At 66.2% G+C, this 22,290-nt stretch carries 37 protein-coding genes; 24 read left to right on the forward strand and 13 right to left on the reverse strand.

Annotation, left to right across the window (positions count from 1 at the left end):
• Genes B4V04_RS18355 through B4V04_RS18365 form a run of 3 tightly spaced genes read right to left on the reverse strand, consistent with a single transcriptional unit; the run spans position 1 to position 848 of the window.
• Positions 1 to 243 (reverse strand): hypothetical protein, encoded by a 243-nt coding sequence (locus B4V04_RS18355; RefSeq protein WP_498233085.1) that lies wholly within the window; start codon positions 241 to 243, stop codon positions 1 to 3.
• A gap of 42 nt (positions 244 to 285) precedes the next feature.
• Positions 286 to 573: a hypothetical protein gene (locus tag B4V04_RS18360; protein ID WP_498233086.1), complete on the reverse strand. Its 288-nt coding sequence runs from the start codon at positions 571 to 573 to the stop codon at positions 286 to 288.
• Between the two features lie 2 nt (positions 574 to 575).
• Complete coding sequence (locus B4V04_RS18365) at positions 576 to 848, reverse strand: hypothetical protein (protein WP_498233087.1); 273 nt, start codon at positions 846 to 848, stop codon at positions 576 to 578.
• A gap of 168 nt (positions 849 to 1,016) precedes the next feature.
• On the opposite strand from B4V04_RS18365, the gene B4V04_RS18370 reads away from it, so the two are divergent.
• The 9 genes from B4V04_RS18370 to B4V04_RS18410 all read left to right on the forward strand — a co-directional run bounded on the left by B4V04_RS18370 (position 1,017) and on the right by B4V04_RS18410 (position 6,642).
• Complete coding sequence (locus B4V04_RS18370; RefSeq protein ID WP_498233088.1) at positions 1,017 to 1,388, forward strand: hypothetical protein; 372 nt, start codon at positions 1,017 to 1,019, stop codon at positions 1,386 to 1,388.
• On the forward strand, positions 1,385 to 1,912 hold the full coding sequence (locus B4V04_RS18375) for a hypothetical protein (protein ID WP_498233089.1): 528 nt from the start codon (positions 1,385 to 1,387) through the stop codon (positions 1,910 to 1,912). Before B4V04_RS18370 ends, B4V04_RS18375 begins: the two co-directional genes overlap by 4 nt.
• Positions 1,912 to 2,586, forward strand: coding sequence for a hypothetical protein (locus tag B4V04_RS18380; RefSeq protein WP_498233090.1), 675 nt, complete (start codon positions 1,912 to 1,914; stop codon positions 2,584 to 2,586). The genes B4V04_RS18375 and B4V04_RS18380 overlap by 1 nt, the downstream gene beginning before the upstream one ends.
• Positions 2,565 to 3,464, forward strand: a complete 900-nt coding sequence (locus B4V04_RS18385) for a hypothetical protein (protein ID WP_498233091.1) — start codon at positions 2,565 to 2,567, stop codon at positions 3,462 to 3,464. The genes B4V04_RS18380 and B4V04_RS18385 overlap by 22 nt, the downstream gene beginning before the upstream one ends.
• A gap of 129 nt (positions 3,465 to 3,593) precedes the next feature.
• Complete coding sequence (locus B4V04_RS18390; protein ID WP_498233092.1) at positions 3,594 to 5,120, forward strand: hypothetical protein; 1,527 nt, start codon at positions 3,594 to 3,596, stop codon at positions 5,118 to 5,120.
• Positions 5,120 to 5,410: a hypothetical protein gene (locus tag B4V04_RS18395; RefSeq protein WP_498233093.1), complete on the forward strand. Its 291-nt coding sequence runs from the start codon at positions 5,120 to 5,122 to the stop codon at positions 5,408 to 5,410. The genes B4V04_RS18390 and B4V04_RS18395 overlap by 1 nt, the downstream gene beginning before the upstream one ends.
• Positions 5,407 to 5,658 carry a hypothetical protein gene (locus B4V04_RS18400; RefSeq protein WP_498233094.1) on the forward strand — a complete coding sequence of 84 codons (252 nt, stop codon included), beginning with the start codon at positions 5,407 to 5,409 and terminating at the stop codon, positions 5,656 to 5,658. Before B4V04_RS18395 ends, B4V04_RS18400 begins: the two co-directional genes overlap by 4 nt.
• A complete protein-coding gene (locus tag B4V04_RS18405; protein WP_498233095.1) occupies positions 5,645 to 6,379 on the forward strand; it encodes a hypothetical protein in 735 nt (244 codons plus the stop codon). The genes B4V04_RS18400 and B4V04_RS18405 overlap by 14 nt, the downstream gene beginning before the upstream one ends.
• Positions 6,376 to 6,642 carry a hypothetical protein gene (locus B4V04_RS18410; RefSeq protein WP_498233096.1) on the forward strand — a complete coding sequence of 89 codons (267 nt, stop codon included), beginning with the start codon at positions 6,376 to 6,378 and terminating at the stop codon, positions 6,640 to 6,642. The genes B4V04_RS18405 and B4V04_RS18410 overlap by 4 nt, the downstream gene beginning before the upstream one ends.
• A gap of 6 nt (positions 6,643 to 6,648) precedes the next feature.
• Here B4V04_RS18410 and B4V04_RS18415 read toward each other — a convergent pair whose 3' ends face one another.
• Positions 6,649 to 6,942 (reverse strand): hypothetical protein, encoded by a 294-nt coding sequence (locus tag B4V04_RS18415; RefSeq protein WP_498233097.1) that lies wholly within the window; start codon positions 6,940 to 6,942, stop codon positions 6,649 to 6,651.
• 207 nt (positions 6,943 to 7,149) lie between these two features.
• Here B4V04_RS18415 and B4V04_RS18420 point away from each other — a divergent pair, with 207 nt between their 5' ends.
• Positions 7,150 to 7,452 (forward strand): hypothetical protein, encoded by a 303-nt coding sequence (locus B4V04_RS18420; protein ID WP_498233098.1) that lies wholly within the window; start codon positions 7,150 to 7,152, stop codon positions 7,450 to 7,452.
• Between the two features lie 12 nt (positions 7,453 to 7,464).
• Here B4V04_RS18420 and B4V04_RS18425 read toward each other — a convergent pair whose 3' ends face one another.
• The 3 genes from B4V04_RS18425 to B4V04_RS18435 form a co-directional block, all read right to left on the reverse strand.
• Entirely contained in the window at positions 7,465 to 8,052 is a 588-nt protein-coding gene (locus tag B4V04_RS18425; RefSeq protein WP_498233099.1) for a tyrosine-type recombinase/integrase, read from the reverse strand.
• A 141-nt stretch (positions 8,053 to 8,193) separates the two neighbouring features.
• The gene (locus tag B4V04_RS18430; RefSeq protein ID WP_498233100.1) at positions 8,194 to 8,463 is read right to left on the reverse strand and encodes a DUF8108 domain-containing protein; all 270 of its coding nucleotides are present in this window, start codon (positions 8,461 to 8,463) and stop codon (positions 8,194 to 8,196) included.
• Positions 8,464 to 8,580: 117 nt separating this feature from the next.
• On the reverse strand, positions 8,581 to 8,766 hold the full coding sequence (locus tag B4V04_RS18435) for a hypothetical protein (RefSeq protein ID WP_498233101.1): 186 nt from the start codon (positions 8,764 to 8,766) through the stop codon (positions 8,581 to 8,583).
• A 128-nt stretch (positions 8,767 to 8,894) separates the two neighbouring features.
• On the opposite strand from B4V04_RS18435, the gene B4V04_RS18440 reads away from it, so the two are divergent.
• Positions 8,895 to 9,926, forward strand: coding sequence for a Cdc6/Cdc18 family protein (locus B4V04_RS18440; protein ID WP_498233102.1), 1,032 nt, complete (start codon positions 8,895 to 8,897; stop codon positions 9,924 to 9,926).
• Between the two features lie 90 nt (positions 9,927 to 10,016).
• Positions 10,017 to 10,340, forward strand: coding sequence for a hypothetical protein (locus tag B4V04_RS18445; protein ID WP_498233103.1), 324 nt, complete (start codon positions 10,017 to 10,019; stop codon positions 10,338 to 10,340).
• Between the two features lie 11 nt (positions 10,341 to 10,351).
• On the opposite strand, the gene B4V04_RS18450 is transcribed toward B4V04_RS18445, so the two are convergent.
• Complete coding sequence (locus B4V04_RS18450) at positions 10,352 to 10,627, reverse strand: winged helix-turn-helix domain-containing protein (protein ID WP_498233104.1); 276 nt, start codon at positions 10,625 to 10,627, stop codon at positions 10,352 to 10,354.
• 236 nt (positions 10,628 to 10,863) lie between these two features.
• Here B4V04_RS18450 and B4V04_RS18455 point away from each other — a divergent pair, with 236 nt between their 5' ends.
• The 10 genes from B4V04_RS18455 to B4V04_RS18500 are packed head-to-tail and all read left to right on the forward strand — an operon-like array spanning position 10,864 to position 14,951.
• Positions 10,864 to 11,112: a hypothetical protein gene (locus B4V04_RS18455; RefSeq protein WP_498233105.1), complete on the forward strand. Its 249-nt coding sequence runs from the start codon at positions 10,864 to 10,866 to the stop codon at positions 11,110 to 11,112.
• On the forward strand, positions 11,109 to 11,462 hold the full coding sequence (locus B4V04_RS18460) for a PadR family transcriptional regulator (protein ID WP_498233106.1): 354 nt from the start codon (positions 11,109 to 11,111) through the stop codon (positions 11,460 to 11,462). Before B4V04_RS18455 ends, B4V04_RS18460 begins: the two co-directional genes overlap by 4 nt.
• Positions 11,462 to 11,872: a hypothetical protein gene (locus B4V04_RS18465; RefSeq protein ID WP_498233107.1), complete on the forward strand. Its 411-nt coding sequence runs from the start codon at positions 11,462 to 11,464 to the stop codon at positions 11,870 to 11,872. Before B4V04_RS18460 ends, B4V04_RS18465 begins: the two co-directional genes overlap by 1 nt.
• On the forward strand, positions 11,869 to 12,153 hold the full coding sequence (locus B4V04_RS18470) for a hypothetical protein (protein ID WP_498233108.1): 285 nt from the start codon (positions 11,869 to 11,871) through the stop codon (positions 12,151 to 12,153). Before B4V04_RS18465 ends, B4V04_RS18470 begins: the two co-directional genes overlap by 4 nt.
• Positions 12,150 to 12,740 carry a J domain-containing protein gene (locus B4V04_RS18475; protein ID WP_498233109.1) on the forward strand — a complete coding sequence of 197 codons (591 nt, stop codon included), beginning with the start codon at positions 12,150 to 12,152 and terminating at the stop codon, positions 12,738 to 12,740. Before B4V04_RS18470 ends, B4V04_RS18475 begins: the two co-directional genes overlap by 4 nt.
• Positions 12,733 to 13,026, forward strand: a complete 294-nt coding sequence (locus B4V04_RS18480) for a hypothetical protein (protein ID WP_498233110.1) — start codon at positions 12,733 to 12,735, stop codon at positions 13,024 to 13,026. The genes B4V04_RS18475 and B4V04_RS18480 overlap by 8 nt, the downstream gene beginning before the upstream one ends.
• A complete protein-coding gene (locus tag B4V04_RS18485; protein WP_498233111.1) occupies positions 13,023 to 13,376 on the forward strand; it encodes a hypothetical protein in 354 nt (117 codons plus the stop codon). The genes B4V04_RS18480 and B4V04_RS18485 overlap by 4 nt, the downstream gene beginning before the upstream one ends.
• A complete protein-coding gene (locus tag B4V04_RS18490; RefSeq protein WP_498233112.1) occupies positions 13,373 to 13,504 on the forward strand; it encodes a hypothetical protein in 132 nt (43 codons plus the stop codon). The genes B4V04_RS18485 and B4V04_RS18490 overlap by 4 nt, the downstream gene beginning before the upstream one ends.
• Positions 13,504 to 13,812, forward strand: a complete 309-nt coding sequence (locus B4V04_RS18495) for a hypothetical protein (protein WP_498233113.1) — start codon at positions 13,504 to 13,506, stop codon at positions 13,810 to 13,812. Before B4V04_RS18490 ends, B4V04_RS18495 begins: the two co-directional genes overlap by 1 nt.
• Positions 13,809 to 14,951 (forward strand): tyrosine-type recombinase/integrase, encoded by a 1,143-nt coding sequence (locus tag B4V04_RS18500; RefSeq protein ID WP_498233114.1) that lies wholly within the window; start codon positions 13,809 to 13,811, stop codon positions 14,949 to 14,951. The genes B4V04_RS18495 and B4V04_RS18500 overlap by 4 nt, the downstream gene beginning before the upstream one ends.
• A 119-nt stretch (positions 14,952 to 15,070) precedes the next feature.
• Here B4V04_RS18500 and B4V04_RS18505 read toward each other — a convergent pair whose 3' ends face one another.
• Positions 15,071 to 15,706, reverse strand: a complete 636-nt coding sequence (locus tag B4V04_RS18505; RefSeq protein ID WP_498233115.1) for a DsbA family oxidoreductase — start codon at positions 15,704 to 15,706, stop codon at positions 15,071 to 15,073.
• An 84-nt stretch (positions 15,707 to 15,790) separates the two neighbouring features.
• On the opposite strand from B4V04_RS18505, the gene B4V04_RS18510 reads away from it, so the two are divergent.
• Entirely contained in the window at positions 15,791 to 17,308 is a 1,518-nt protein-coding gene (locus B4V04_RS18510) for a replication factor C large subunit (RefSeq protein WP_498233116.1), read from the forward strand.
• A gap of 23 nt (positions 17,309 to 17,331) precedes the next feature.
• Here B4V04_RS18510 and B4V04_RS18515 read toward each other — a convergent pair whose 3' ends face one another.
• Positions 17,332 to 18,435 carry a sensor histidine kinase gene (locus B4V04_RS18515; protein WP_498233375.1) on the reverse strand — a complete coding sequence of 368 codons (1,104 nt, stop codon included), beginning with the start codon at positions 18,433 to 18,435 and terminating at the stop codon, positions 17,332 to 17,334.
• A 299-nt stretch (positions 18,436 to 18,734) separates the two neighbouring features.
• Here B4V04_RS18515 and B4V04_RS18520 point away from each other — a divergent pair, with 299 nt between their 5' ends.
• Entirely contained in the window at positions 18,735 to 19,811 is a 1,077-nt protein-coding gene (locus tag B4V04_RS18520) for an alcohol dehydrogenase catalytic domain-containing protein (RefSeq protein ID WP_498233117.1), read from the forward strand.
• A gap of 24 nt (positions 19,812 to 19,835) precedes the next feature.
• On the opposite strand, the gene B4V04_RS18525 is transcribed toward B4V04_RS18520, so the two are convergent.
• The 3 genes from B4V04_RS18525 to B4V04_RS18535 are packed head-to-tail and all read right to left on the reverse strand — an operon-like array spanning position 19,836 to position 22,290.
• Positions 19,836 to 20,762 (reverse strand): amino acid ABC transporter permease, encoded by a 927-nt coding sequence (locus B4V04_RS18525; protein ID WP_498233118.1) that lies wholly within the window; start codon positions 20,760 to 20,762, stop codon positions 19,836 to 19,838.
• Positions 20,762 to 21,508, reverse strand: coding sequence for an amino acid ABC transporter ATP-binding protein (locus B4V04_RS18530; protein ID WP_498233119.1), 747 nt, complete (start codon positions 21,506 to 21,508; stop codon positions 20,762 to 20,764). Before B4V04_RS18530 ends, B4V04_RS18525 begins: the two co-directional genes overlap by 1 nt.
• Entirely contained in the window at positions 21,505 to 22,290 is a 786-nt protein-coding gene (locus B4V04_RS18535; RefSeq protein ID WP_498233120.1) for an amino acid ABC transporter permease, read from the reverse strand. The genes B4V04_RS18530 and B4V04_RS18535 overlap by 4 nt, the downstream gene beginning before the upstream one ends.

Below are 22,290 nucleotides of genomic sequence, written 5' to 3' on the forward strand. Positions count from 1 at the left end.
TTATCGAGTGAGTGCGAGCATCGCGACCAGCAGCGCGAGGAGCACGACGACGAACAGTCGCGGGAGCGCGTTCCCGAGAATCGCGGCGCCGTCACCGAGGACTGCGTCGGTCATGTTGAGCCCCTCTGCGCTCGAGCCGCTGAGCCCGAGCTCGTTGATGCGTTGCGACCGGAACGACAGCGCCTGGATGCCGACGTACAGCATCGACAACGCGGCGACTGCCGTCACGATGATTTTTGCCATGAATGGAAGATCGAGGGTGTGGGATCGCGCCCAGTCGCTCGGTTACCGCCCCCTAAGCAGCATCAGGTAGCCGATGACCACGACGAGGACGATCACGATGAACACCGTCCCGATCTGGCTGAAGAACGAGTTCAGCCCGTTGTGAAGCTCGAGCGTCGAGTTCTGCCAGACGGTATTGTTCGTCGTGTCCGTCGTGTAGCCACTGAGCCCGGCGTTCTCTGACGTACTGCTCATGATCTGGATCCCGACGTAGCCGACCACGCCAGCGATGATCACCGTGATCATCACCGAGACCAGATCGAGCCGCTGCTGCAGGCCGTTCTGACGCATCGTTAGCGACGGCCGCGGAGCAGCATCAGGTACCCGATCACGACGACGAGCACGATGACGATGAACACCGTTCCGAGCTGGCTGAAGAACGACTGCAGCCCATCGGTCAGGTTCCCCTGTGCCTGATAGAACGGATCTCCAGAAGACAGCCCCGTCGTCTCCTGGGTGTTACTCATGATGTTGATACCGACGTAGCCGACCACACCCGCGATGATCACCGTGATCATCACCGCGACGAGGTCGAGCTGCTGTTGAAGCGCTTTGATGCGAGGCATCACTACGCGGCAAATGTCGCCCTATAATAAGTCTGAGAGTCGTTTTATGAATCTTTAATAAATGAAAACATCCTGATAACGCTGAGAACACGCTGAGACTCTTTGAAAATGTCCGAGTATTAACAGCAGTTTGGGTTTTATTAATTCGGGAAACGGCCGTCTCAGTGCATGGCAAGCTCCAATCAACTCACTGCGCGGGTTCCGGACCAGCACTCCGAGTCTATCCGGGACATCGCGGAGAAGCGAGGTATCCAAGACACCGAAGCCGAGCGCGCGGTAGTCCGCGCCGGGCTCGAGCAGCTCGGATACATCGAGGAGGACAGCGAGGAGAGCTACTTACGGCGCGTGCGCAAGTCGGGGATGACCCTCGGCACCGTCGGCCTGATCGCGATCGGGTACGGTCTGTTCGGCTCCGCGTCGTTCCGCTTCATCGGATTCGGGCTCATCCTCTCCGGCTTCGCGCTGATCGCCAGCGCGGAGTTCGCACCCGTCATCGGTGACCGACTGGACGGGCTCTTGGCCGGAGGTGAGTCCGCGTGAGCAAGAACGGCCAGCAGGAGGAGATCATGGCCCACGAGGAGACGATGGCCCTCCATCAGGCCGGCCTCTCGCAGCCGTCCCGCAGTCCGCAGGACCGGGCCCGGTTCATGGAGACCGTCACTGAAAGCGAGCTCGAGTCCAGCGACGACGCGCTCGAGAACCTCTCCGCGAAGGACTTCCCGCTCAGCAACTTCGACGACGAGGACGTCGACACGACTGAGTTCAAGTGGATGTCGGAGATCCTCGACCTCTTCGTGAAGAGCCGGTACCCGCATCCGGGGTCCGGCTTGCAGGGCCTCTCTCGGGCGTGGGCCGCGCAGGACAGCTCCGAGCGCCGCCAGTCGCTCGGGCTCGACGAGTTCGCGATAGACGAGTCCTACAAGCTGGGTGCGTTCTCGCGGGCGAAGCGCGGAGAGGACGGCTTCCAGCAGGAGACCGCCTCCAAGTCGGTCAACGAGACCCACGCGGTTCGCGACAGCAACGGCTCCTCAAGCGGCGGCCTCCTCTCGAGGTTCAGAAACTGATGGCGTCGAAATCTAACGGTGCAAGCGCAGACGGCGACGACGCGGCCGAGACCCGCGTCGCCGACCCTGAGGCGTTCAACCAGACCGAGCGGCTCCGCGCCATCAACCAAGCGCGCCAGCGCGCCGGCGAGGCGTTCGAGGTCACGATGGCGCAGGTCCGAACGGAGTCGGACTTCGACGTCGCCGACCGTCAACAGATCCTCCGGGCGGCGGTGATGCGGTACCTCACGAACATCGAGTGGTTCGTCCAGAAAGCCGAAGAGTACGAGCTCCTCCAGCAGGTCTCGCTCGGTGAGGTACGACTCCAGCCGCCGCCGCGGATCGCAAAGATCGCTGAGAACGACGCCGGCGACTACCCCCGCGTCGTCGGCTCCGCCGACCTCGAGCCCGAAGCGTGGCCGATCAACGGCATCCAGGGCTTCCTGACCGCGCCCGAGCAGTTCTCGGCGTCCTGGTCGCTCTCGGTGGACACGCGCCACTCCGGGCCGAGTACACTCACCGAGACGCGCACCACGTTCATGCCCGCGTACGTCTCGTTCAACGCCTTCCGAAAGGCGAACCAGTTCCTCTCGAACCAGGGCGTCGACGTCGACCTCGCCGAGGAACAGAACCGAACGGTCGTCGACGACGGCGTTCTCAAGGAGGTGGAAGCATGGCGCAAGAAGAACGTGTAGCCGCGTCCGAGTTCGACGCCGGCCCCGTGTCTGCGTGGGCGCAGTTCCCGTCGCTCCGCGACTCGCAGCTGTTCGACGAGTACGCGAACCGTCTCGTGAGCGGCCGCGACATGCACGTCATCGTCACGGCCTCGAGCGAGACCGGCGTCGGGAAGACCACGCTCGCGGTCGTCCTCGCGCTACTGTGGGACCAGCAGGGCTGGACCGCCGACAAGGCCGCCGTCGCGAGCGCCCCCGAGTACACGCGGAAGTACGACGAGGTCGATCCCGGGTCGGTACTGATCCTCGACGAGGCCGAGATCGCGGCCGACAACCGTCGTGGGACGACCAAGGGCAACGTCGAACTCTCGCAGGCGTTCGCCGGGAAGCGGTACCGGCAGGTGTTCGGCATGCTCACCGCGCCGACGAAGAACTGGGTCGACAAGCGGATGGGCTCGGACGCGGCCGACTACTGGATTCAGGCGCAGGAGACCGACCGCGGCCGGCCCAAGGGCGAGGCCATCGTCTACCGGCTCAAGACGAACGAGCACTATCAGACGGACTACACCAAACGCACCGAGGTCATCTCGTGGCCCGTCCTCGACGACCATCCCGAGTTCCGGCGGCTCGACCGGGAGAAGAAGGACCGACTCGGCGGCGACTACGAGTCCGTGTACGTCCACCGCGACGAGGTTGACGAGATGAAATCCAACTGGTGGAACAAGGCCAGCAAGATGTCGCGGTATCACATCGTGAACGCGATGTGCGAACACGGCATCACCCAGACGAAGACGGCTGAGATACTCCAGTCAGCCGAGCACGTCGAAGGGCTCAGCCAGTCGCAGGTGTCGCGCATCCTGAACACAGACAGCTTCGAGGAGGCGTATTCCAATGCATAATTCCAACCACCGAATCGCAACACGGCGTACAGGCGATGCAGTATGTATGCGTGGCGGCGGGCTACATACCTTGCTATCACACGAAAGGAGCCCAGTCCGAGGTCACCGGGTAGCACGTGGGGGCCGAGAATGAATCTCGTCCTGATCTTCCTGATCGGATCGTTCCTCCTCGGGATCCTCCTCGGACCGCTGGCCGTCGCCGTCCTCACACGGCTCCTGGCCTCAGAGGCGGGGCGCGGCATCGGCGACTGGGCGGTCGGCCTCGGGCTGAAGAGCGTGTACCGTCCGGCCCTCACGTTCAACGCCGCGAACGCGCTCACGCTGAAGCGACGACAGTACGACGAGGAGCACGACGAACAGACGATCTCGTTCGGCGGGCTGCTGAACAGCGTCGAGCGGACGCTGTTCGATCCGCAGGACCGCCTGCACAACCTGTTCGGCACGCCGTTCGGGTTCGTCGACGAACGCTTCGGTCTCATCTTTGACCCGCGCGACGCGAGTGTCGGACGGGAGCTCACCGAGGCGCAGCAGCGCGGTATCTACGAGACGCGCGTTGAGCGCCGCCAGCGGCTCGTCGAGTCCGTCCTCGGCGTCTTCACCTTCCGAGGCAAGCACGACGGCGTCAACCTCAACCACATCTGGTCGCTCGTCGGCGGGAGCTTCGACTCACAGCTCGTCCGGAAGATCCACGAGTACTACCAGAAGGGGCAGGCACCGAAGTCCGACACCACAGCGCTCCGCCAGCTGCTCGTCCCGGTCGGCGCGTTCATCGCGATCGTGCTGCTCGGGATGTTCGCCTCCGGACAGACCGGGGGCGGCGCTGCCGGTGCAGCCCCGACGAACGAGACGAGCATCGACATCGGGATGGCGCTGCTCGCGAGTGCCGGCGCCGGCGGCCTCGAGCGTCGGGACAAGACCGTCCTCGGGCTGCTCGGTCTGCTCGGACTCGGTGGCGTCGCCGGCGCGTACCTCATGTTCCCGGCGTTCGTTCCCGTGCTCGGTATCCCGCTCCCGCTCGGCATCTGGTCGGTGATCGCGATCGTCGCCGGCTTCGCCGTGCTCCCGTTTGTCGCGTCGTTCTTCGGGCGCAGCCTCGGCGGCCTCGGGATGATCCTCGGGAAGCTGTACATCACGATCGGCCTCCTGGCGTACGACCGGCCCGTGATCACGCTCGTCTCCGAGGGCGAGTACGAGCTCCGCGAGTACGACGACCACGAGTGGGACAACGAGCCGAAGTGGTACCGGTTCGCGATGACCCGCCTCGGCGTCAGCCACACCAACGACGTCGAGACCTGGGGCGAGGACGTGACCGAGACGCCCGCCCGCGTCGACGAGATGGCGAACGGTCCCGCCACCGACGGCGGCGATCGACAGGCGCCGCCCGGCTTCGCCATCACCGACCTCATCGCGCACGACGGCATCTTCGGCTACGTCCCCGAGGACGTCGACCCGGACGCGACGTACGTCCGCACTGACCTCACGACCGGCTGGTTCTTCGAGGCCGGACAGAACCGCCGGCTGATGAAGACCGCCCTCGAGTCCGCGAAGGAACGGTACGGCGGCGGTCAGAAGCCCGTGAGCGACAAGTGGATCCTCGGGAGCACGCTCGTCGCGATGATGATGGGCGCGCTGTTCAGCTGGGTGGTGTTCTTCTGATGAACCAGACCCAGATCGTCTCCCTGCTGCTCGGGCTCGGGCTGATCGGCATCGGCGCCGCGATGGCCTGGTCCGTCTCGCTCGCGCTCCTCCAGGACGCCGCCATCGCCGCCGGCGAGCTCCCCGACCCCGGCGCCCGCGTCGCCGGTGAGCTCTACAAGACGAGCCCCCTGTGGGGCGCCGCGACGACACTCCAGGACCTTGCGAACGCGTCCGGCGTGCTCGGCGGCGGGATGCTGCTCGGCGCTGCGTTCCTCAGCCGCGACGACGTCGAGGTGTTCGAGTCATGAACTGGCTGCTTCTCGCCGTCGGCATGATGCTGCTGGCCCTCGCGCTCCTGGTCGCCCGCGGTGCGTACCTCATCGGCAACGGCACCGAGGCCGAGCTCGAGGCGCGGAAGCGGATGGACAGTCACACATCGCGGACCGGGTGGAACCTTCTCTGGCGACTCCGGAACGGACGGGTCCCGATCGTCTCGGCGATCGAGGAGAAGCTCGGCTGGAACCGGGAGGACGAGGTGGACGATGATACGGAATGAGCAGCGCGACGGGGCGATCCAGTACTGGGGCTACGTCGAGCGGTTCCTCATCGTGTGGACCCTCTCGGTCGTGGCCATCCTGCAGATACTGGTTCTCGGCGAGGTGTTCACGGATGCCGGGGCCGAGTTCGTCGCCGCGGTAGATGCCGTGTACGCCATCTTCGGCGTCTTCTTCGCCTATCTCATCATGACCATCATCGGAGACGTCATCGAGAAGATCCTGTTCTGGGCCGGGTCCGAGCTCACCGAGACACAGAGCGAAGCCATCAGAACGCTGGTGTGGGGCGCCGCGTCGGTGTTTCTGCTCTCGAGTCTGAGGGGATTCAAGCCAGCGACCGGCGAGTTCGCAGATCTCGCGATGACGCCGTACGTGTTCGCAGTACTGTTCGGCGTGCTGCTGGCCCTCCGTGCCGTCCCGAGCGTCGTCTGGGAACGGCTCTACAGGTCGCTATCGTTCCTGCGTGGCCTCGAGCGTGCGCAGGTCACGGGCCCGCACGTGCTCCCGGTACTCGGCATCGTGGTGATGGTTGCTCTGATCGTCGTCAACACGATGTTCGCGCAGTTGCCTCCGGCCGGGAGTGGCGAGGTCGCGGACCTCTGCATGGGCGTCTGTGGCTGCGGCGCCTGTCCGACGTGGTACTACGCCGGCGCGGCTGGTCTGCTCGGTTCGATCCTCGCTCTCGGGGTCGCGTTGCGGCACTGGCGGGGTGAGGGCGAGTGACGCTCCTCGACCGCCTCCACGAGGAGTACGAGGCCGACGGTCAGCTCGTGCTCTTCCGGTGTACCGAGTGCGGCCAGACCGACCTCTCGCTCGGGTCGCTCCACGCTCACATCGAAGCCCACCGCGGGTACACCCGGTTCGGGATCCAGCTCCCGTTCACGAAAACGTCGGTCGGGAACGTCCCCGAGTTGATGCGGCGGACCGAGGTGCTCCGCGTCGACGAGACGAGCACGATCTCGCTCGCGGACGTGGAAGGGCTGTGAGCTCGGCTACTTGATCTGGTACTCGTTCACCGTACCATCCCGGCGCTTCTTTATCCAGCCGTAGACTTGTTCGGCGGCCAGAAACACGCCTCCGAGCATCGTGAAGAGGATACCTAGTACGACTATCCCAGCGACGATCTGTCCGGAAACGCCACCACCAACCGAGTCAACTACCCAGAGCGCGCCGCCCACTATGTCGCCTACTGTTCTGCGGGTGGCGACGGGCCAGATCGCACCCACGAGTGGGAAACCAAAGGCGAAGCCGATGACCAGCAAGAAAGCCTGCCACTTCCCCGACATCGCCCGAGTGTCGGATGTCAGTGGGCTCGCTCGCATACTACCGCTCACGACGCCCGTCGTGATTAATTTTCGGCCTGGACCCGTTTTGCTTGTCGGAGAAGCACTGAATCACGGACACGGTCCCGTTTCACGTTTCCACACAAGCGTGAAATAGGCCGTTCACCGAGGCACGGAAAAGGTAATGTGGCCAGATTGTGATTTCTACCCATGCCCGCAGTCAAAATTCAGGACAAGAAAGTACTGATTGATGCGGACGCTCCAGAACCGTGGCCTTCCATCGGAAAGTGGTTCCAAAAGCGGGAACTGGATTCTCAGAAAGCCGCCGCCTGGCTGAACCTATTAGCCAGTACCCTCATGACGGTTACAGATGAGTGCTTAGGTCTGGTTGTAGCTGCTGCAAATTTTCTTCTCGCATACCTCAAGGATTATACGATTGGTCTCGTCAAGTACGCCACTGCCACCGCTAAAGCGACATCGAGCGCTTCTGCGACCGCGACGGTCCGCCGTTGAACGTAGTGATTCTCAGAGCCACTCCACCTTCTCGCGTGCGCGCCGCTGCGCCGCCGGGCTGTACGTCCCGTTGTAGTGATCGAGGAACGTCTCTAGGTCCTCCCAGCCGCCCCAGTCGAGAACGAGTAGCGGGTCCACCTCCGCGTCCGCGAGCGCGCTGGCCCACGTCCGCCGGAGGTCGTGAGTACTGAGGAACTCCCAGCCGCGCTCGTCCTCCTGGTCGGCGAGGTGCTCGCGAGCGTCCTGGAGCCAGCGCCGGAGCGAGCGCGTCGACGAAATCGAGAGTACCGGCTCGTCGCCCGCGGCCTCGCGCATATCGCCGATCGTCTCGATCCGCATCGCGAGGTCGCTCGGGATCGGCGTCTCGCGGAACTTGTCGCCCTTCCCCTCCCAGACCCGGACCACCCAGCCCGCGTCCGTCTCGACGACGTCCTGCGGGGCGACGTCGAGGATCTCGGCCGAGCGCAGCCCGCAGCGCGCGCCGAGCCCGAACGCGATCGTCTGCTCCGTGTCCTTCGCGGTCTCCTCGAGCTTCACGATCTCCTCGTCGGAGAGCCACACCTTCTTGCCGTCTTGCTCGTCGTGGGGTCGGAGGTTCATGCGTCCGGCTGGCGCGTCAACCGGACAAAAAGGTACGGGTCGGGTGAGGTTCCCGGCGTGATCGGGCCGGGTTCGAGCGCGATCACGTCCGACTCTTCACCACTTCCCGGACACAAAGTCGCGCTGCATCTGTAAGTTGGGCTAGGGCTCCGATGCGCTGGCTGCGGACGTGTCTTCAATAACAATCTCGACGGTGTCTGCCGTAACCCAACTATACACTAGATAGATCACGTTTCCAAACCCGATCGTGAAGATGAGCAGGATGATATGTATCACCCATGACCCTACGGTACGCTCTTTGACCATCGTCTCAGACGAAGTTGAGCGTTTTACTTTGTACCCTTTCTCGACGTATTCATCAACCATATCTTCTAGTTCTTTCCTGGATTGGACTGTTCGCTGTCGGGTCACGAAACGTCTCTTATAGCCCGTCGTGTTTTAGCTGTTGGTCTGCCTATCATATCTCAGCGTTTGCGCTGAGCCGATGTAGTCCGACTCTTCACCAGAAGTCGGACAGTGGTTGATTCGCTAGTCCTTCGCTTCTTCCTCAGACGGTTCTACGTGGTATAATTTCTCGAAAGGTACGTATCCAATCTGGTTACTGCTTTTTTGCTTGTCAAACTTGTATAAGAAGAGCCCAGTATCACCTTCAGATACGCAACCACATTCGAGTCTGTCTTTGTGCCCATTCTGATTCTGGAAGATTACTTCCATACGCCCTGATCACCTCCCTATCATCAAAAGGGTAGCCAGACCGGAGTGAAAGTACTCATAACGCCATCCGGAACCATCCGGAACACTGGGGGTACATCTTATATCCCGTGACTGTTTCGGCCTGAATTATGATAAGCAACGGTGCGGTTTTCGAAGACGACCACCTCCCCGACCCGATCGTCGGTCGGAACAGCCACATGAACGAGGTGACCGACGCCCTCTCACCAATCGAAGGTGGCTTTCGAGCCGAGAACTGCTTTCTGTTCGGCCCCTCCGGCGTCGGTAAGACCACAGTCGCCCGAGCTGCCGTTCGCGAGCTTCGGCGTGAGGTCCTCGACGTACCGCACGCGTACGTGAACTGCTGGCAGGACTACACCCGAAACGCCGTGCTGGAGATCCTCGCTCGCGAACTCGTTGGCGAGGCCGTGCCCCGCTCCGCGTCGACGTCAGATCTCAACGCGAAGATCAAGCGCGGGTTCAACGGCCCGGGCGTCGTCATCCTTGACGAGGTCGATCAGCTTCGCGAGACCGGGGTCCTCTACGATATCCACGAGATCCGCGGACTCTCATGGATCGGAATTGCGAACGACGAGATCGACCTGCTCGCCGACCTCGACGAGCGCGTTCGCTCCCGCGTTTCAGTCGGCTACCGGGTTCGGTTCGACCGGTACGGAGACGACACGATCGCCGAGATACTCCGGCTCCGCGCTCGCGAAGGGCTCGGGAACGGAGTCGCCAACGACCGGGTCTGTAAGGCGATCGCGCGGCTCTCGGACGGCGACGCTCGGATGGCGCTTACCGTCCTCCGTGCCGCCGCCTCGAAGGCGTCGACCGAGGGGTTGTCTACGATTCCGGAGCGACTCGTCGAGGATGCAGTGCCGCAAGCGCGCCGTGAGATGGCCCGGAAGACTTTCTCGAAGCTGAACGACCACCAGCGCGTCGTGTACGAGGTGCTTCGAGACGATGAGGAACTGATCCAGCGTGAGCTGTACGAGCGCTACGCCGAGCGCCACGGCGATCCTGTGAGCCTTCGATATCTTCGAGACACCCACCTCTCGAAGCTCGAACACTACAATCTCGTGACTACCGAACAGCGGAGCGGAAAGAAGATCTACAGTCTGTCCGCGGACCATCACGAACACCATCCCGAACAAGTCTGATCGGCACTCCTTCTAGCGGTTCTCGACCATCCGGAACCATCCGGAACACTCCGTGGGACTCTCAAGAGGGAGTCCTGACCACGGTCGGGTATGGCCTCAAAGCCACCCGCCCACGGCAGTAGCGCACAGACGGCAGAGATCGATGTCGACCTCGTCGCGGAGGGGATCCGCGGACGTGGTGCTCCAAAACACGCTGCCGTGACGGTCAGTGTCGACGCGAACTCCGCGCTCCGCGTCGAGATCGAGGCGGCGAACAAGTTCGACTGGCAGCTCGACGCGCGGATCGTCGACGGCTCCCTCGACGTGATTCGCGCGTTCGCCGACGGCGACAGCGTCTTCTACGATCAAATTCCCGACTGGGTGGAGCGCGTCGCCGATGTCGCCGGCGAACGACTGGAAGGAGGACGGGTGTGAGGAGTAAGCAGCTACTCCTCCGAGATCTCGATTTCCCCTTCGAGGTAGGCCCTTCCTCGCCAGGTGATTTCGTAATATCCCGGATCCTCTCGCTTGATGAGATCCTCATTCTGCAACTCCCTGCAGATTCGGACCAGGTAATCCGAGTTCTTGTAACCGAGACTCCGAGTTATGCACTCCGGAGACAACCTGAGTCGGTCCGATCTGGACCCCTCTGGTGGAGAGAGTCGCAGAAGGCCAAGCACGTATTTGTGTGCATCTGTAGGGCCCTCTGGCTCAATTCCCATAGCACGTACACTCGTTCGCTATCTGTTAATTTTCACGGTGTTAGGACTCAAGTAAACATCTGCTTAACTGAGTCAGTAGATACATACTTACATTTATTAGGATGGGCTTATGACAGACTAGCTACGGAAGCACTCTCGCGGACCCGTCGCTCGCCGATGGGTCCTCTCAGAAACGATGCGGACCCCGTGTTCCAGCACGGGTCCGCGTGGGCTTCCGTGATCCAGGCACGAAAGCCATGTCAGCAAACCCGTCCGGGTACTGTAAAACTCCCGGCACGCACGCAGGCGGTATCGTTCTCAACGGCGACAGCGACGCTTGTCCGGGTTGCGGCCAGCCGCTCTCGAACCACGGCTACGCGTTCGAGGGTCCGGGCGGTCGCGCCACGCTGTCACCGTGCGGCCTCGACGTCAGCGGCGTTCCTCTGCGGAACCTGCTCGACGCGATCGGCCGAGACACCACGCAGTTCGACACTACTGACTCATGAGTTCCAACACTACGCAGCCGACGGCGACCGAGACGAACAGCACGATTCACCACACCGACCTCACCGCGTTCCAGCTCGACCTGCTCGCGGTGACCGCGCGGCTCGATGCGGCGGTCGATCAGGTCCACGGCCTCGCGATCAAGGACGGCCTCGAAGACATCCACGGCGAAGAGATCAACCACGGGCGCCTGTATCCGAACCTCGACGAGCTCGCGGAGGATGGCCTGATCGTGAAGGAGTCGCTGGCGATCGACAACCGGACGAACTCCTACCGGGTGAGCAAGGAGGGGCTCCGGCTGCTCCAGCAGCGGCGCGACCACCTCTCGGCCGCGATCGACGGAGGTGCGTGATGTCGGACAACGCTCACGCCGGGATGGTCGCGCACCAGCTCGCCGTGGAGGCGGCGGAGGATGACGAGCCGCGTCTCGTCGAGGCACCGGTTACGATCCATCTGAGCAACGAGGGGCTGTTCCTCTGGATCGACGAGGAGGCCGTCGGCGAGGACATAGCACAGGAGATCGGGGACGCCGGCATCGAAGAGATCGAGCGGCGGCTGTTCAACCGCTTTCCCGAGGTGCTACTCGACAACGCCGAGGAGAACCTGACTCCGGAGTGGCGTCGGAACACTGAGGACGCGCCACGCGTGGGGAAGGTCGAGTACTACCCCGACGTGCAGCGGATCGGCGGCGTCACGATCTCGATGGAAGAGCGGGCGCAGTGGGTGATGATCCCGCGGCCGGACGGAGGTGACTCAGCGTGAGCGAGTCCGAGACCACCGAAGCCGAGTACAGCGATCCGTACTTCGAGCGCATCTCCGGAAAGAAGACGGTCGAGTGGCAGTGTGCGGTCGCCGCGAACGACCGGTTCGACCCGGACGACCCGGAGTACTGTGACCACGAACCTGAGACGGCCGAGCTCGACGAGCCGGCGAGGGTCAGTCCCGACGGCGAGATCTCGGTTCCCGGAATCCCGGGCGAGTGTCCCGAGTGCGGGAACCCGAAAGAGTTTGAGGTCAACGGCCTCGGGGTGATCTTCCGGTGAGCCTCGACTGGCCCGCCGGATTCGAGCGGACGCCTGCCGCCGAACGCGAGCGGAACCGAAGCTTCGAGGCGACGGTCGGGACGACCACGCAGGACCTCGCCACCGAGATGGACCGGATGGACGTCGACGAGTGGCGCGGCGAGATCGGGAACTCGCACACGAAGTCGAACGGGCTGCCGCTCCACAACGCGAACCCGGATGATCCGGGGTTCGTGCTGCGATGGGTTGACGACGGCGAGCAGTTCGCGGTGGCCTGCGACGCGTCGCCGCGGCTCCGTGACAACCTCCGCTACGTGTTCAAGTGGGTCCACGAGACGCGGATGCGGAGTCAGCGCCCGGTGAAGACGGGCGACTCGGAGTTCGCCGCTGCGCGGCTTCCCCCTGGTGACGACGAGGATGCGGTGGTCGCTGGTTCTGCTTCGAGGCAGCCGCCGCACGAGGTCCTCCACATCCAGAAGGGCGCACCGGAAGACGTCGTGAAGTCCGCGGCACGGGCTCGGAAGGCGCAGGCTCACCCGGACAACGGCGGGAGCACCGCGGAGTTCCAGCGCGTCGTCGAGGCCGAGGAGGCGATGCTCGATGGATAGCTGGGATGGCGACTGGAAGGTCCGGGCGGGTGACAACCGCATCACCGAACTGGTCTCCGCGTTCGGTCACGTCGAGTCCACGCTGGTGAACGCGCACCTCGATGAAGTACACGAGGGCGCCGACCTCGGCATCACCTACAACAATCAGGGCCAGGTGATGCTGAATCCGCGCTACCAGGATGGCGAGACCTCGGTTGGGATCGGGCTGATGTTGGAGCCCGATCTGGCTCGTCAGGTCGCGAAAGATCTTGAAGCGGCCGCCGACGCCGCGGAGGAACATCGATGAGCGAGTCGGGCGAGAGCCGCGTCCGGAAGGAGGAACTCCACGAGTTGAGCCGGTTCCTCCGCGGTTGCGTCCCCGGTGACGAGCTCGAACTGGAGTGTTCCGATGACCGGTCTCGACAACTGACCGTCGAGCACCGGATCGAGCCCCAGAACGACATGGTGCTGCTGAAGCTGTCCGGACACGGGGCGCGCTACCAGCTGAACGTTCCGCACGCTGGGTACGAAGCGCCGGTCGCACCACTCATCTGGCGGAGCGGGAACGCGATCGTGACTGAGGCGACGCTGACCGAGGAGAGCGACGAGATCTGGTGCGACACGACTGCCGAGGATCTGGGGGTGTCCGAGCGATGAGCTACGAGGCAGTCTGCTCGGAGTGTTCCTGGACCGGTGACGCGTCGACTCTCACCGCCGCCGGCCGTGAAGCCGACGAGCATCGCCAGGAGACGGGGCACGAGGCGAAGCTCGCGAGGGACCAGTGATGTCCGGGAAGGGCATCGAGCGCCGCGTCGTCGACGCCGAGCGCGTACTTACGGGGGTAACGTACGGGCCGGCGGTCGACGCTGACGGCTACGTCCTCACGCTGATCACGGCGGACGGCCCGCTCGAGGTCGAGTTCGACGAGGAGGCGATGTACCTCCTTTGGACCGAGGTCCGCGGCACGCCGTGGCCCGACCCGCCGACGCCGAGGGAGAACGATCTCTTGGTGAAGCGGCTCGTCGAGCTCGCGAACGGCGCCGACGAGGAGATGCTGCGCGAGGCGATCCGCGCCCTCGGAGGTGAGCGGTGAGGGACGACGAGTACGAGGCGCCGGCGGGCGGCGAGGAGCTGATCCCGATGGCGCCGCGCGAGGCGCTCGACATCTGGCTGGAGCGCCAGCAGATGGACAAGGCTGAGAGCACGGTCCGGAGCTACCGCTACCGTGTCGAGCCGTTCGTCGAGTTCCTCGAGGACGAGGGTATCGAGAACCTGAACGACCTGAACGGGCGTCTTCTGCTCCGCTTCGACTCGATGCGTCGGTCGAGCGGTGACGTTCAGAAGAACACGCTGAACAACCAGCTCGGAACGATCCGGCAGTTCCTCGAGTTCGGTATCAAGGCGAACGCGGTGGAGCCCGCGGTCGCCAGCCAGGTCGATGTTCCGCACGTCTCGAAGGACGAGCGGATCAACCGCGAGAAACTGCCGACGTCTCGCGCGAAGGACATCCTCGCGCATCTCGACCGGTTCGAGTACGCGAGTCGCGATCACGTCATCGCGTTCCTGATGTGGGAGACCGGCGCCCGGGCAGGGTCGCTCCGGGCGCTCGACCTGGAGGACGTCTACCTCGACGAGGACGATCTCGATCGGCTGCGGTACCAGGAGGATCTCGACGTCGGCGAGTCCGTCCTGGAAGAGATCCTCGAGGGCGTCGAGCTCCCGTTCCTCTACTTCCGGCACCGGCCGGAGACCGACACGCCGCTGAAGAAGAAGCACAACGGCGAGCGCCCGGTGAACATCTCGGAGGAGCTCGGCGACGTGCTCGGCGCGTACATCCGGGTTCGCCGGATCGACGTGAGTGACGAGCACGGACGGAAGCCGTTGCTCAGCTCGAAGAAGGCGCCGGGACGGATCAGCGTTTCTGGGATCCGCGTTCGGGCGTACGAGCTGACGCAGCCGTGCCAGGTCGGGAAGGAGTGCCCTCACGATCGCGATCCGGCGGAGTGTGAGGCTCGTGTCCACGGTCAGCAGTCGCGCTGTCCGTCGGTCCGGTCGCCGCACAAGTGGCGGACGGGGTCGGTGACGTGGCATCGCGATCGCGGGTGGCCGCCGGAGGAGATTGCGGTGAAGATGGCGACGTCTGTGGAGCTCGTGAACAGCGTCTACGACCAACCTGAGAAGCTGAAGCGGATGTCGATCCGCCGCAGCAACCTCGACAAACTGTACGAATGATGAACTTCAACGACACCGCCGAATCGGATGTATCGCAACTCAAGCTAACTTTGTGTGCTCAGCGGTCCCACTTCGACTTTTCAGAACGAGAGCGGCGCCGCCGTCGACGAATCTCCTCCTCAGACCCCTTCGACGAGCCGCTCCAGCTGTTCGGGCGGCACCGCGCCCCTGGCCGTGCGCCCCTCGTACTCGAACGTCGGGACGCCGCCGATCTTGGCGTCTCGCGCCTCGGTGAACGCCGTCCGCAGTCGCTCGCGGCGTGCCTCGTCGGCGACCGCGCTCCGTATCTCGTCGCCGTCCCGCCCGACGGCCTCGGCGATGTCGGCCAGCACGTCGACGTCGCCGACGTCCCGCCCGTCGACCCAGAGCGCCTCGAATATCGCCTCGTCGAAGTCGAGCCAGCGGTCGGGGCGCTCCTCGCTCACGTACAGCGAGGCGACCTGTGCGTCGAACGAGTCCACGGGGTCCGGGAGGTCATCGAGGTCGAGCATCTCGTCGGCGCCGAACCGATCGCGCAGGCGGTCCACGTCGCGTCGGACCCGGTCGAAGTACGCCTCGTCTTTCCCGTCGTCGATCGAGTGGATCACCTCGCCGTCGGGGCCCCGCTTGTGCCCCCGGAGGTCGTACGGTCGCCACTCGATCGCCAGGTCGCGCTCCCGCGTCCCCTGATACGCCGCCAGCGACCGGCGACCGAGGTAACAGAACGGGCAGACGTAGTCCGAGTAGACCGCGATCCGCTCGTCGCGTTCCTCCATGGCGAGTCGGTACGGTCGCCGGCCTGATAAGGGATCGAACGCGCCTCCGGAACCACTAAACGCCGCACCGACCTACCGCGGGTAATGGCCGACTGGACGGAGAAGTACCGCCCGAGCACCCTCTCGGAGGTCCGCGGCAACGACAAGGCCCGCGACGCGTTCGCGGAGTGGGCGCGCTCGTGGGACGACCACCGCGAGGCCGTCGTCCTCCACGGGAGCCCGGGCGTCGGGAAGACGAGCGCGGCCCACGCGCTCGCGAACGACATGGGGTGGGAGACGGTCGAGCTGAACGCCTCCGACCAGCGCACCGCCGACGTCATCGAGCGCTTCGCGGGGCGGGCCGCCCGCAACGCCACCCTCGGCGGGAGCGCGGCCGGCGGCGGGGCGTCCGGCGGCGACACGGCCTCCCGCCAGCTCGTCGTCCTCGACGAGGCCGACAACATCCACGGCAACTACGACCGCGGGGGCGCCTCGGCGATCACGAAGCTCGTCAAGGAGTCGGGCCAGCCCATCGTCCTGATCGCCAACGACTACTACGACATGGCGCGCGGGCTCCGCGACGCCACCCGGGAGATCGAGTTCCGCGACGTCTCCGCGCGCTCCATCGTGCCCGTCCTCCGGGACGTCTGCCGGAAGGAGGGGATCGAGTTCGAGTCGGACGCCTTAGAGCGGATCGCCGAGCGCAACCGCGGCGACCTCCGCGGCGCGATCAACGACCTGCAGGCCGCCACGGAGGGCCGCGACGCGATCGCGGTCGAGGACGTGGTCACCGGCGACCGCGACAAGGCGCTCGGGCTGTTCCCGTTCCTCGACGCGGTCCTCAAAGAGGAGTCGGCGGAGGAGGCGCTGCAGTCGGCGTACGCCGTCGACGAGACGCCCGACGACCTCACGAAGTGGATCGAGAACAACGTCCTCGACGTGTACGAGCCGGCCGAGGCGGTCCGGGCGTACGACTTCCTCGCGAACGCCGACGTCTGGCTGGGCCGCGTCCGCGCCACGCAGAACTACACCTACTGGCGCTACGCGACCGACAACGCGGCCGCCGGGGTCGCCGCCGCCCGCGACGGGGAGAAGGGCGGGTGGACGCGGTACGGTCGCCCGCAGTTCTGGAGCTCCTCGGACGCGACCGCCGACGAGGTGGTCGGGCAGATTGCGGCCAGGAGCGGCTGCAGCGTCGCGACCGCCCGCCGCGAGGTGCTCCCCTTCCTAGAGACGGTCACGCACCACTGCAAGCCGCGCGAGCTGACGGTGGCGATGGCGGCCGCCTACGACCTCGACGAGGCGGGCGTCGCCTTCGTCACCGGCTCCGGCGAGTCCACCAACAAGGTCGCGTCGATCGTGGAGGACGCGCAGGCGCTCCGGGAGGAGCGAATGGAAGACCACGCCGAGGGCGCGTTCGCCGGCGGCACGCGGTCGGTGGAGGGGACCGACGCGAACGGGACCGGCGGTGCCGACGGCGGCGACGGGTCGGCCTCGGGCGCAAGCGGAGGGACCGCGGACCCGGCCGGAAGCGACGCCGCCGACCCGGACGCAGGCGATCCGGACGCCGCCGACGGGAACGAAGAGGACGACGGACAGGCCGGGCTGAGCGACTTCTTCTGAGGTCCCCGCCGTCGCCCGCGGCGCTACGTCGTCGGCGAGCCGCCGGACTCGGTGGCGAGGCTTCCGCGACCCGGCCCCGTCGAGTCGACCTCGTCGACGCTCTCGACGCCCGCGAACTCGAAGCGCGCGCCGCCCGCTCGGCCCTCGGTCGCGGACACCGACCAGCCGTGCGCCTCGGCGATCCGCTCGACTATCGCGAGCCCGAAGCCGGTGCCGTCCGCCGCGGTCGTCCGCCCGGGCTCGAAGACCGACTCCCGCTCCGCGGGGTCGATCCCCGGGCCGTCGTCCGCGACGTAGAACCCGTTCGGCAGCGCGCCGACGAAGACCCGGAGCGACGGGTCAGCCGGCCCGCCGCGTCGACCCGCCGCGTCATCGGCGTCCGTGTCGCCCTCCCCCGACACCTCGCCGGGCGAGCAGTCGCCGGTCGCTCCGTGTTCGATCGCGTTGCGGAAGAGGTTCTCCAGGGCCTGCCGGAGTCGACTTCGATCGCACTCGACCGTCGGGAGCGGCCCCTCGACGACGAGCTCGGTCTCGGGGCCGGCTCCGACCGTGCGCCACGCGGCGTCGACGACCGACCGGAGGTCGACCGTCTCGGTCCCCTCGACGATGCGCCCCTCGCGGGCGAGCGCCAGGAGGTCGGCGGTGAGGTCGTCCATCCAGTCCAGGGCGTCGCGAGCGCGGTCGAGCCGCTCGTCGGCCGCCTCGCCGTCGAGATCCCTCGCCAGTTCGACGTTGCCGACGGCGACCGAGAGCGGATTCCGGAGGTCGTGGGAGACGACGCCGGCGAACTCCTCCAAGCGCTCGCGCTGCCGCTCCAGTCTGCGGCGGCGCTCGTCCTCCTCGCCCGCGGGGAGGAGGTAACCGACCACGTCGCCGCTCTCGTCGCGGCGCCCGCGCTCCCGGACCCACGCGGGGCCGTCGTCGACCGCGAGGCGGTAGGTGACGTCGACGTCCCCGTCGTCGAGCGCCGACCGGAGGCGCTCGCGGTCCTCCTCGACCGTGGCCTCCAACCAGTCGTTCCGGGGGAGGGCGTCGACGTCCAGCCGCGGCTCGCCGGCGGCTTCGACGACGAACCGATCCGGATCGCCGTCCGGCCGTCGGTAGGCGACGCCCGGTCGACGCTCCATCTGCGGTGACACGTACCGATCGCTATCCTGTAGGATATTAAACCTTACCTAACTATCAGTTGTCTGACGATCAGTATCAACTAGATCCGACGTGAAATCAAGCCTCAAGAGAGCGAAAAGAGCAGTTAGAGTCGAGAGACCTACTTTTGCGATCGGCACCGATGTATTCGTATCACGAACGGAATACGTGTCTGACGGCGTGTACCGGGGTGATCCGAGCCCGCCCGAGACGACGCGCGAACTCCGAGGCGATCCGAGGTCGGGAGGGTTTTACCTCGCTCCGTCTCCTCGGCTCGGCCATGCGCGCGGCGATCCTTCGCGAGTACGGCGAACCGCTGGCGGTCCGCGACGTCCCCGCCCCGGACCCCGGACCGGACGAGGCCGTGGTCCGCGTGGCGGCCTGCGGCGTCTGTCGGAGCGACTGGCACGCCTGGATGGGCCACGGCGAGTGGGCCGACGACCGCGTCCCGCGCGGGCAGGTGCTCGGCCACGAGCCCGCGGGCGAGGTGGTCGCAGTCGGGCGGTCGGTCGAGCGCTTCGCGCCCGGCGACCGGGTCGTCGTCCCCTTCTCGCTCGGCGACGGCACCTGCCCGTACTGCCGCCGGGGCGCCGGCAACGTCTGCGACGACGGGCGCGCGCTCGGCTTCGAGGCTGCCGCGCCGGGCGCGTTCGCGGAGCGGGTCGCCGTCCCCGCCGCCGACTACAACCTCGTCGAGCGCCCGTCGTGGCTCGACGCGACCGCCGCGGCCGCGCTCGGCTGCCGGTACATGACCGCCTACCACGCGCTCGCGGAGCGGGCCGGCCTCGGCGGCGGCGACGCCCTCGCGGTCCACGGCTGCGGGGGCGTCGGCCTCTCCGCGGTCCAGCTCGGCGACGCCCTCGGCGCCCGGGTCGTCGCCGTCGACGTCGACGACGACGCGCTGGACCTCGCGAGCGACCTCGGCGCCGACGAACTCGTGAATCCGAGTGACGTCCCCGACGGCGAGTCCGTCCCGGAGCGCGTCAGAGACCTCACCGACGGCGGCGCCGACGTCTCCGTCGACGCGCTCGGGATCGCTGAGACCTGCCGCAACTCGGTCCGGTCCGTGCGACCCCGCGGGACCCACGTGCAGGTGGGACTGACCACCGAGGCCGAGCGCGGCGAGGTGTCGCTCCCGACCGACTGGATGACCCGCTGGGAGGTGTCGTTCGTCGGTTCCCGGGGGATGCCGCCGACGAGCTACGACGACCTGTTCGCGCTGATCGAGGCGACCGACGTCGACCCCGGCGCGCTCGTGAGCGACGAGATCGGGCTCTCCGCGGTCTCGGACCGTCTCGCCGCGCTGGGCGAGTACGACGTGCACGGGGTCGAGGTCGTCACGGAGTTCGCGGAGTAGCCGTTGCGCGCGGGTGACCGCGCCTCACTCCTCCCGCTCGGCGCCGAGCCCGGGGATCGCGACGACCTCCTCGACGCGCCCCATGAGCTTCGAGGCGGTGAGGACCAGGGCGAGGTACGTCACGCCGGTCACGACGAAGATGAGCGTGTACCGGAACGTCTCGGAGGCGATCCGGTCGGCCCGGTAGAACAGCTCCGGCACCGTGATGAACGCCGCCAGCGACGAGTACTTGATCAGGTAGACGAACTCGTTGGTCCACGACGGGATCGCGTAGCGGAGCCCCTGCGGGAGCACCACGTAGTAGATCGTCTCCAGCTTCGAGAGGCCGATGGCGCGGCCGGCGGTGATCTGCCCCTCCTCGACGCTCTCCAAGGCGCCGCGGATGTACTCCGCCTGGTAGGCGGCGCCGTTGAGCGTGAACCCGAGGATCGCCACCCACACCACGTTCCGCGGGAAGACGCCGGAGAGCGCGCCGGGGACGTAGCTCGCGAGGTTGAGCCCGTAGTAGAGCACGAACAGCTGCGCCAACAGCGGCGTCCCGCGCAAGAGCTCCGTGTACCCGAGCGAGAGCCACGAGGAGAACCGACCGTACACGCGGGCCACCGCCAGCGGGACGGCGATGAAGAAGCCCAAGACGAGGCTCACGCCCGTGATCACGACCGTGAGCCACGTTCCCCGCGCGAGCTCCGGCGTGAGCTCAACCACGAACGCGGCGTCGGCCGCGTACGCCGCGAGACCGGGGAGGGCGGCGACCGCCGCCTCCACGGTCCCCGCCGGCACGAGCGGGTCGCCGACCGGGACGAGGACGCCGCCGAGCCACCGGTTGACCCAGCTGACGACGAGCCAGCCCCAGAACAGCGCGCCGGCGGCGAGGAGGAGGAGCCGGCCGACCGAGCGGTCGGACTCCGCGACGCGCTCCCGGACCGTCGCGGGTCTCGTCGCGCTCGCCATCAGTCGTGACTCGCGATGCGTTCGAGGAAGCGGCCGGTCCGCTCCTTCTCGGGTCGTTCGAACAGCTGTTCGGGCGGGCCGCGCTCGATCACGTGGCCCTCGTCGAGGAAGACGATCTCGTCGGCGACGGCCCGGGCGAAGCTCATCTCGTGGGTGACGACGAGCATCGTCATCCCCTCGTCGACGAGCCCGTGCATCACCTCCAGCACCTCGCCGATGAGCTCCGGGTCCAGCGCGCTCGTCGGCTCGTCGAACAGCATCAGCTTCGGCTCCATCGCCAGCGCGCGGGCGATGCCGACACGCTGCTGTTGCCCCCCGGACAGCTCCGCGGGGTAGGAGTCGAGCTGGTCGGCGAGCCCGACGCGCTCGAGCTGTTCTTCCGCCCGCTCGCGGGCGTCGGCCTCCGAGAGCCCGAGCACCCGGCGGGGGCCGAGCGCGACGTTGCCGCGCGCGGTCAGGTGCGCGAACAGGTTGAACCCCTGGAACACCATCCCGACCTCTCGGCGGAGCTCGTCGACGTCGAGGTCGGGCGAGAGCACCTCCTGTCCGTCGAGCGTGATCGACCCCTCCTGCGCCTCCGCGAGCCGGTTGACGCAGCGGAGCATCGTCGACTTGCCCGAGCCCGACGGGCCGATGAGGACGGTGACGTCGCCCCGGTCCATCTCGAAGGAGACGTCGTGGAGCACCCGCTCGTCGCCGTACCACTTCGAGACGTCGCTCACGGTGAGGAAGTCGCCGTCACTCACGCCGACTCGCCCTCCGGGATCGCGTAGCGGCCGCCGAGGTAATCGAGCGCGCGGTTCGTCGTGAACGTGAGGACGAAGTAGATTGCACTGATGAACAGGATGACTTCGAGCACCGCGGTCGTCTGCTCCGAGAACAGGTCGTATCCCCGGGTCAACAGCTCCGCGAGCCCGATGGCGAAGACGATGCTGGTGTCTTTCAACACGATAGTGAACTCGTTTTGGAACCCCGGTATCGACCGGCGCAGGGCCTGCGGAACGACGACGTAGCGGACCGCCTCGAACCGCGAGAGCCCGACCGACCGGCCGGCCTCCAGCTGGCCGGCGTCGACGCTCGACAGCGCCGCCCGGAAGATCTGCGACTGGTAGGCGGCGCTGCGGAGGCCGAGTCCGAGTATCCCGGCGGTGACCGCCGAGGAGATCGAGGCGACTCCGAGGTTGATCTGCGGGACGCCGACGACGAAGTACATCACGATGAGGATCACGACGATCGGCGTTCCCCGGAGGACGATCCCCGCGACGCTGACGGCCCGTTTGAGATAGCCGTCGCCGTACACCTCGACCGCGCCCGCCGGGAAACCGACGAGGAAGCCGAGGAGGATCGACGCGACGGTGAGCCCGATCGTCAGCAGGGCGCCGACGCCGAGGTAGTCCGCGTTCCTGAGGACGAACTCCCAGTCGGCGGCCTCGCCGACGAAGGCGGGACCGGCCGCGACGACCGGCTGGGCGGGCGCGACGCCGAGGCTCTCGACCGAGGCGAGCGCGAGCGTCCCCGCGACCGACAT

This window comes from Halorubrum sp. B52 (assembly GCF_059752555.1).

Bases quoted from the DNA above. Each gene is read 5' to 3' on its own strand.
- B4V04_RS18355 (WP_498233085.1), bottom strand. From the start codon at position 243: ATGGCAAAAATCATCGTGACGGCAGTCGCCGCGTTGTCGATGCTGTAC.
- B4V04_RS18360 (WP_498233086.1), bottom strand. From the start codon at position 573: ATGCGTCAGAACGGCCTGCAGCAGCGGCTCGATCTGGTCTCGGTGATG.
- B4V04_RS18365 (WP_498233087.1), bottom strand. From the start codon at position 848: ATGCCTCGCATCAAAGCGCTTCAACAGCAGCTCGACCTCGTCGCGGTG.
- B4V04_RS18370 (WP_498233088.1), top strand. From the start codon at position 1,017: ATGGCAAGCTCCAATCAACTCACTGCGCGGGTTCCGGACCAGCACTCC.
- B4V04_RS18380 (WP_498233090.1), top strand. From the start codon at position 1,912: ATGGCGTCGAAATCTAACGGTGCAAGCGCAGACGGCGACGACGCGGCC.
- B4V04_RS18385 (WP_498233091.1), top strand. From the start codon at position 2,565: ATGGCGCAAGAAGAACGTGTAGCCGCGTCCGAGTTCGACGCCGGCCCC.
- B4V04_RS18390 (WP_498233092.1), top strand. From the start codon at position 3,594: ATGAATCTCGTCCTGATCTTCCTGATCGGATCGTTCCTCCTCGGGATC.
- B4V04_RS18395 (WP_498233093.1), top strand. From the start codon at position 5,120: ATGAACCAGACCCAGATCGTCTCCCTGCTGCTCGGGCTCGGGCTGATC.
- B4V04_RS18400 (WP_498233094.1), top strand. From the start codon at position 5,407: ATGAACTGGCTGCTTCTCGCCGTCGGCATGATGCTGCTGGCCCTCGCG.
- B4V04_RS18405 (WP_498233095.1), top strand. From the start codon at position 5,645: ATGATACGGAATGAGCAGCGCGACGGGGCGATCCAGTACTGGGGCTAC.
- B4V04_RS18415 (WP_498233097.1), bottom strand. From the start codon at position 6,942: ATGTCGGGGAAGTGGCAGGCTTTCTTGCTGGTCATCGGCTTCGCCTTT.
- B4V04_RS18420 (WP_498233098.1), top strand. From the start codon at position 7,150: ATGCCCGCAGTCAAAATTCAGGACAAGAAAGTACTGATTGATGCGGAC.
- B4V04_RS18425 (WP_498233099.1), bottom strand. From the start codon at position 8,052: ATGAACCTCCGACCCCACGACGAGCAAGACGGCAAGAAGGTGTGGCTC.
- B4V04_RS18435 (WP_498233101.1), bottom strand. From the start codon at position 8,766: ATGGAAGTAATCTTCCAGAATCAGAATGGGCACAAAGACAGACTCGAA.
- B4V04_RS18440 (WP_498233102.1), top strand. From the start codon at position 8,895: ATGATAAGCAACGGTGCGGTTTTCGAAGACGACCACCTCCCCGACCCG.
- B4V04_RS18445 (WP_498233103.1), top strand. From the start codon at position 10,017: ATGGCCTCAAAGCCACCCGCCCACGGCAGTAGCGCACAGACGGCAGAG.
- B4V04_RS18450 (WP_498233104.1), bottom strand. From the start codon at position 10,627: ATGGGAATTGAGCCAGAGGGCCCTACAGATGCACACAAATACGTGCTT.
- B4V04_RS18455 (WP_498233105.1), top strand. From the start codon at position 10,864: ATGTCAGCAAACCCGTCCGGGTACTGTAAAACTCCCGGCACGCACGCA.
- B4V04_RS18460 (WP_498233106.1), top strand. From the start codon at position 11,109: ATGAGTTCCAACACTACGCAGCCGACGGCGACCGAGACGAACAGCACG.
- B4V04_RS18465 (WP_498233107.1), top strand. From the start codon at position 11,462: ATGTCGGACAACGCTCACGCCGGGATGGTCGCGCACCAGCTCGCCGTG.
- B4V04_RS18480 (WP_498233110.1), top strand. From the start codon at position 12,733: ATGGATAGCTGGGATGGCGACTGGAAGGTCCGGGCGGGTGACAACCGC.
- B4V04_RS18485 (WP_498233111.1), top strand. From the start codon at position 13,023: ATGAGCGAGTCGGGCGAGAGCCGCGTCCGGAAGGAGGAACTCCACGAG.
- B4V04_RS18490 (WP_498233112.1), top strand. From the start codon at position 13,373: ATGAGCTACGAGGCAGTCTGCTCGGAGTGTTCCTGGACCGGTGACGCG.
- B4V04_RS18495 (WP_498233113.1), top strand. From the start codon at position 13,504: ATGTCCGGGAAGGGCATCGAGCGCCGCGTCGTCGACGCCGAGCGCGTA.
- B4V04_RS18505 (WP_498233115.1), bottom strand. From the start codon at position 15,706: ATGGAGGAACGCGACGAGCGGATCGCGGTCTACTCGGACTACGTCTGC.
- B4V04_RS18510 (WP_498233116.1), top strand. From the start codon at position 15,791: ATGGCCGACTGGACGGAGAAGTACCGCCCGAGCACCCTCTCGGAGGTC.
- B4V04_RS18515 (WP_498233375.1), bottom strand. From the start codon at position 18,435: ATGGAGCGTCGACCGGGCGTCGCCTACCGACGGCCGGACGGCGATCCG.
- B4V04_RS18520 (WP_498233117.1), top strand. From the start codon at position 18,735: ATGCGCGCGGCGATCCTTCGCGAGTACGGCGAACCGCTGGCGGTCCGC.
- B4V04_RS18525 (WP_498233118.1), bottom strand. From the start codon at position 20,762: ATGGCGAGCGCGACGAGACCCGCGACGGTCCGGGAGCGCGTCGCGGAG.
- B4V04_RS18535 (WP_498233120.1), bottom strand. From the start codon at position 22,290: ATGTCGGTCGCGGGGACGCTCGCGCTCGCCTCGGTCGAGAGCCTCGGC.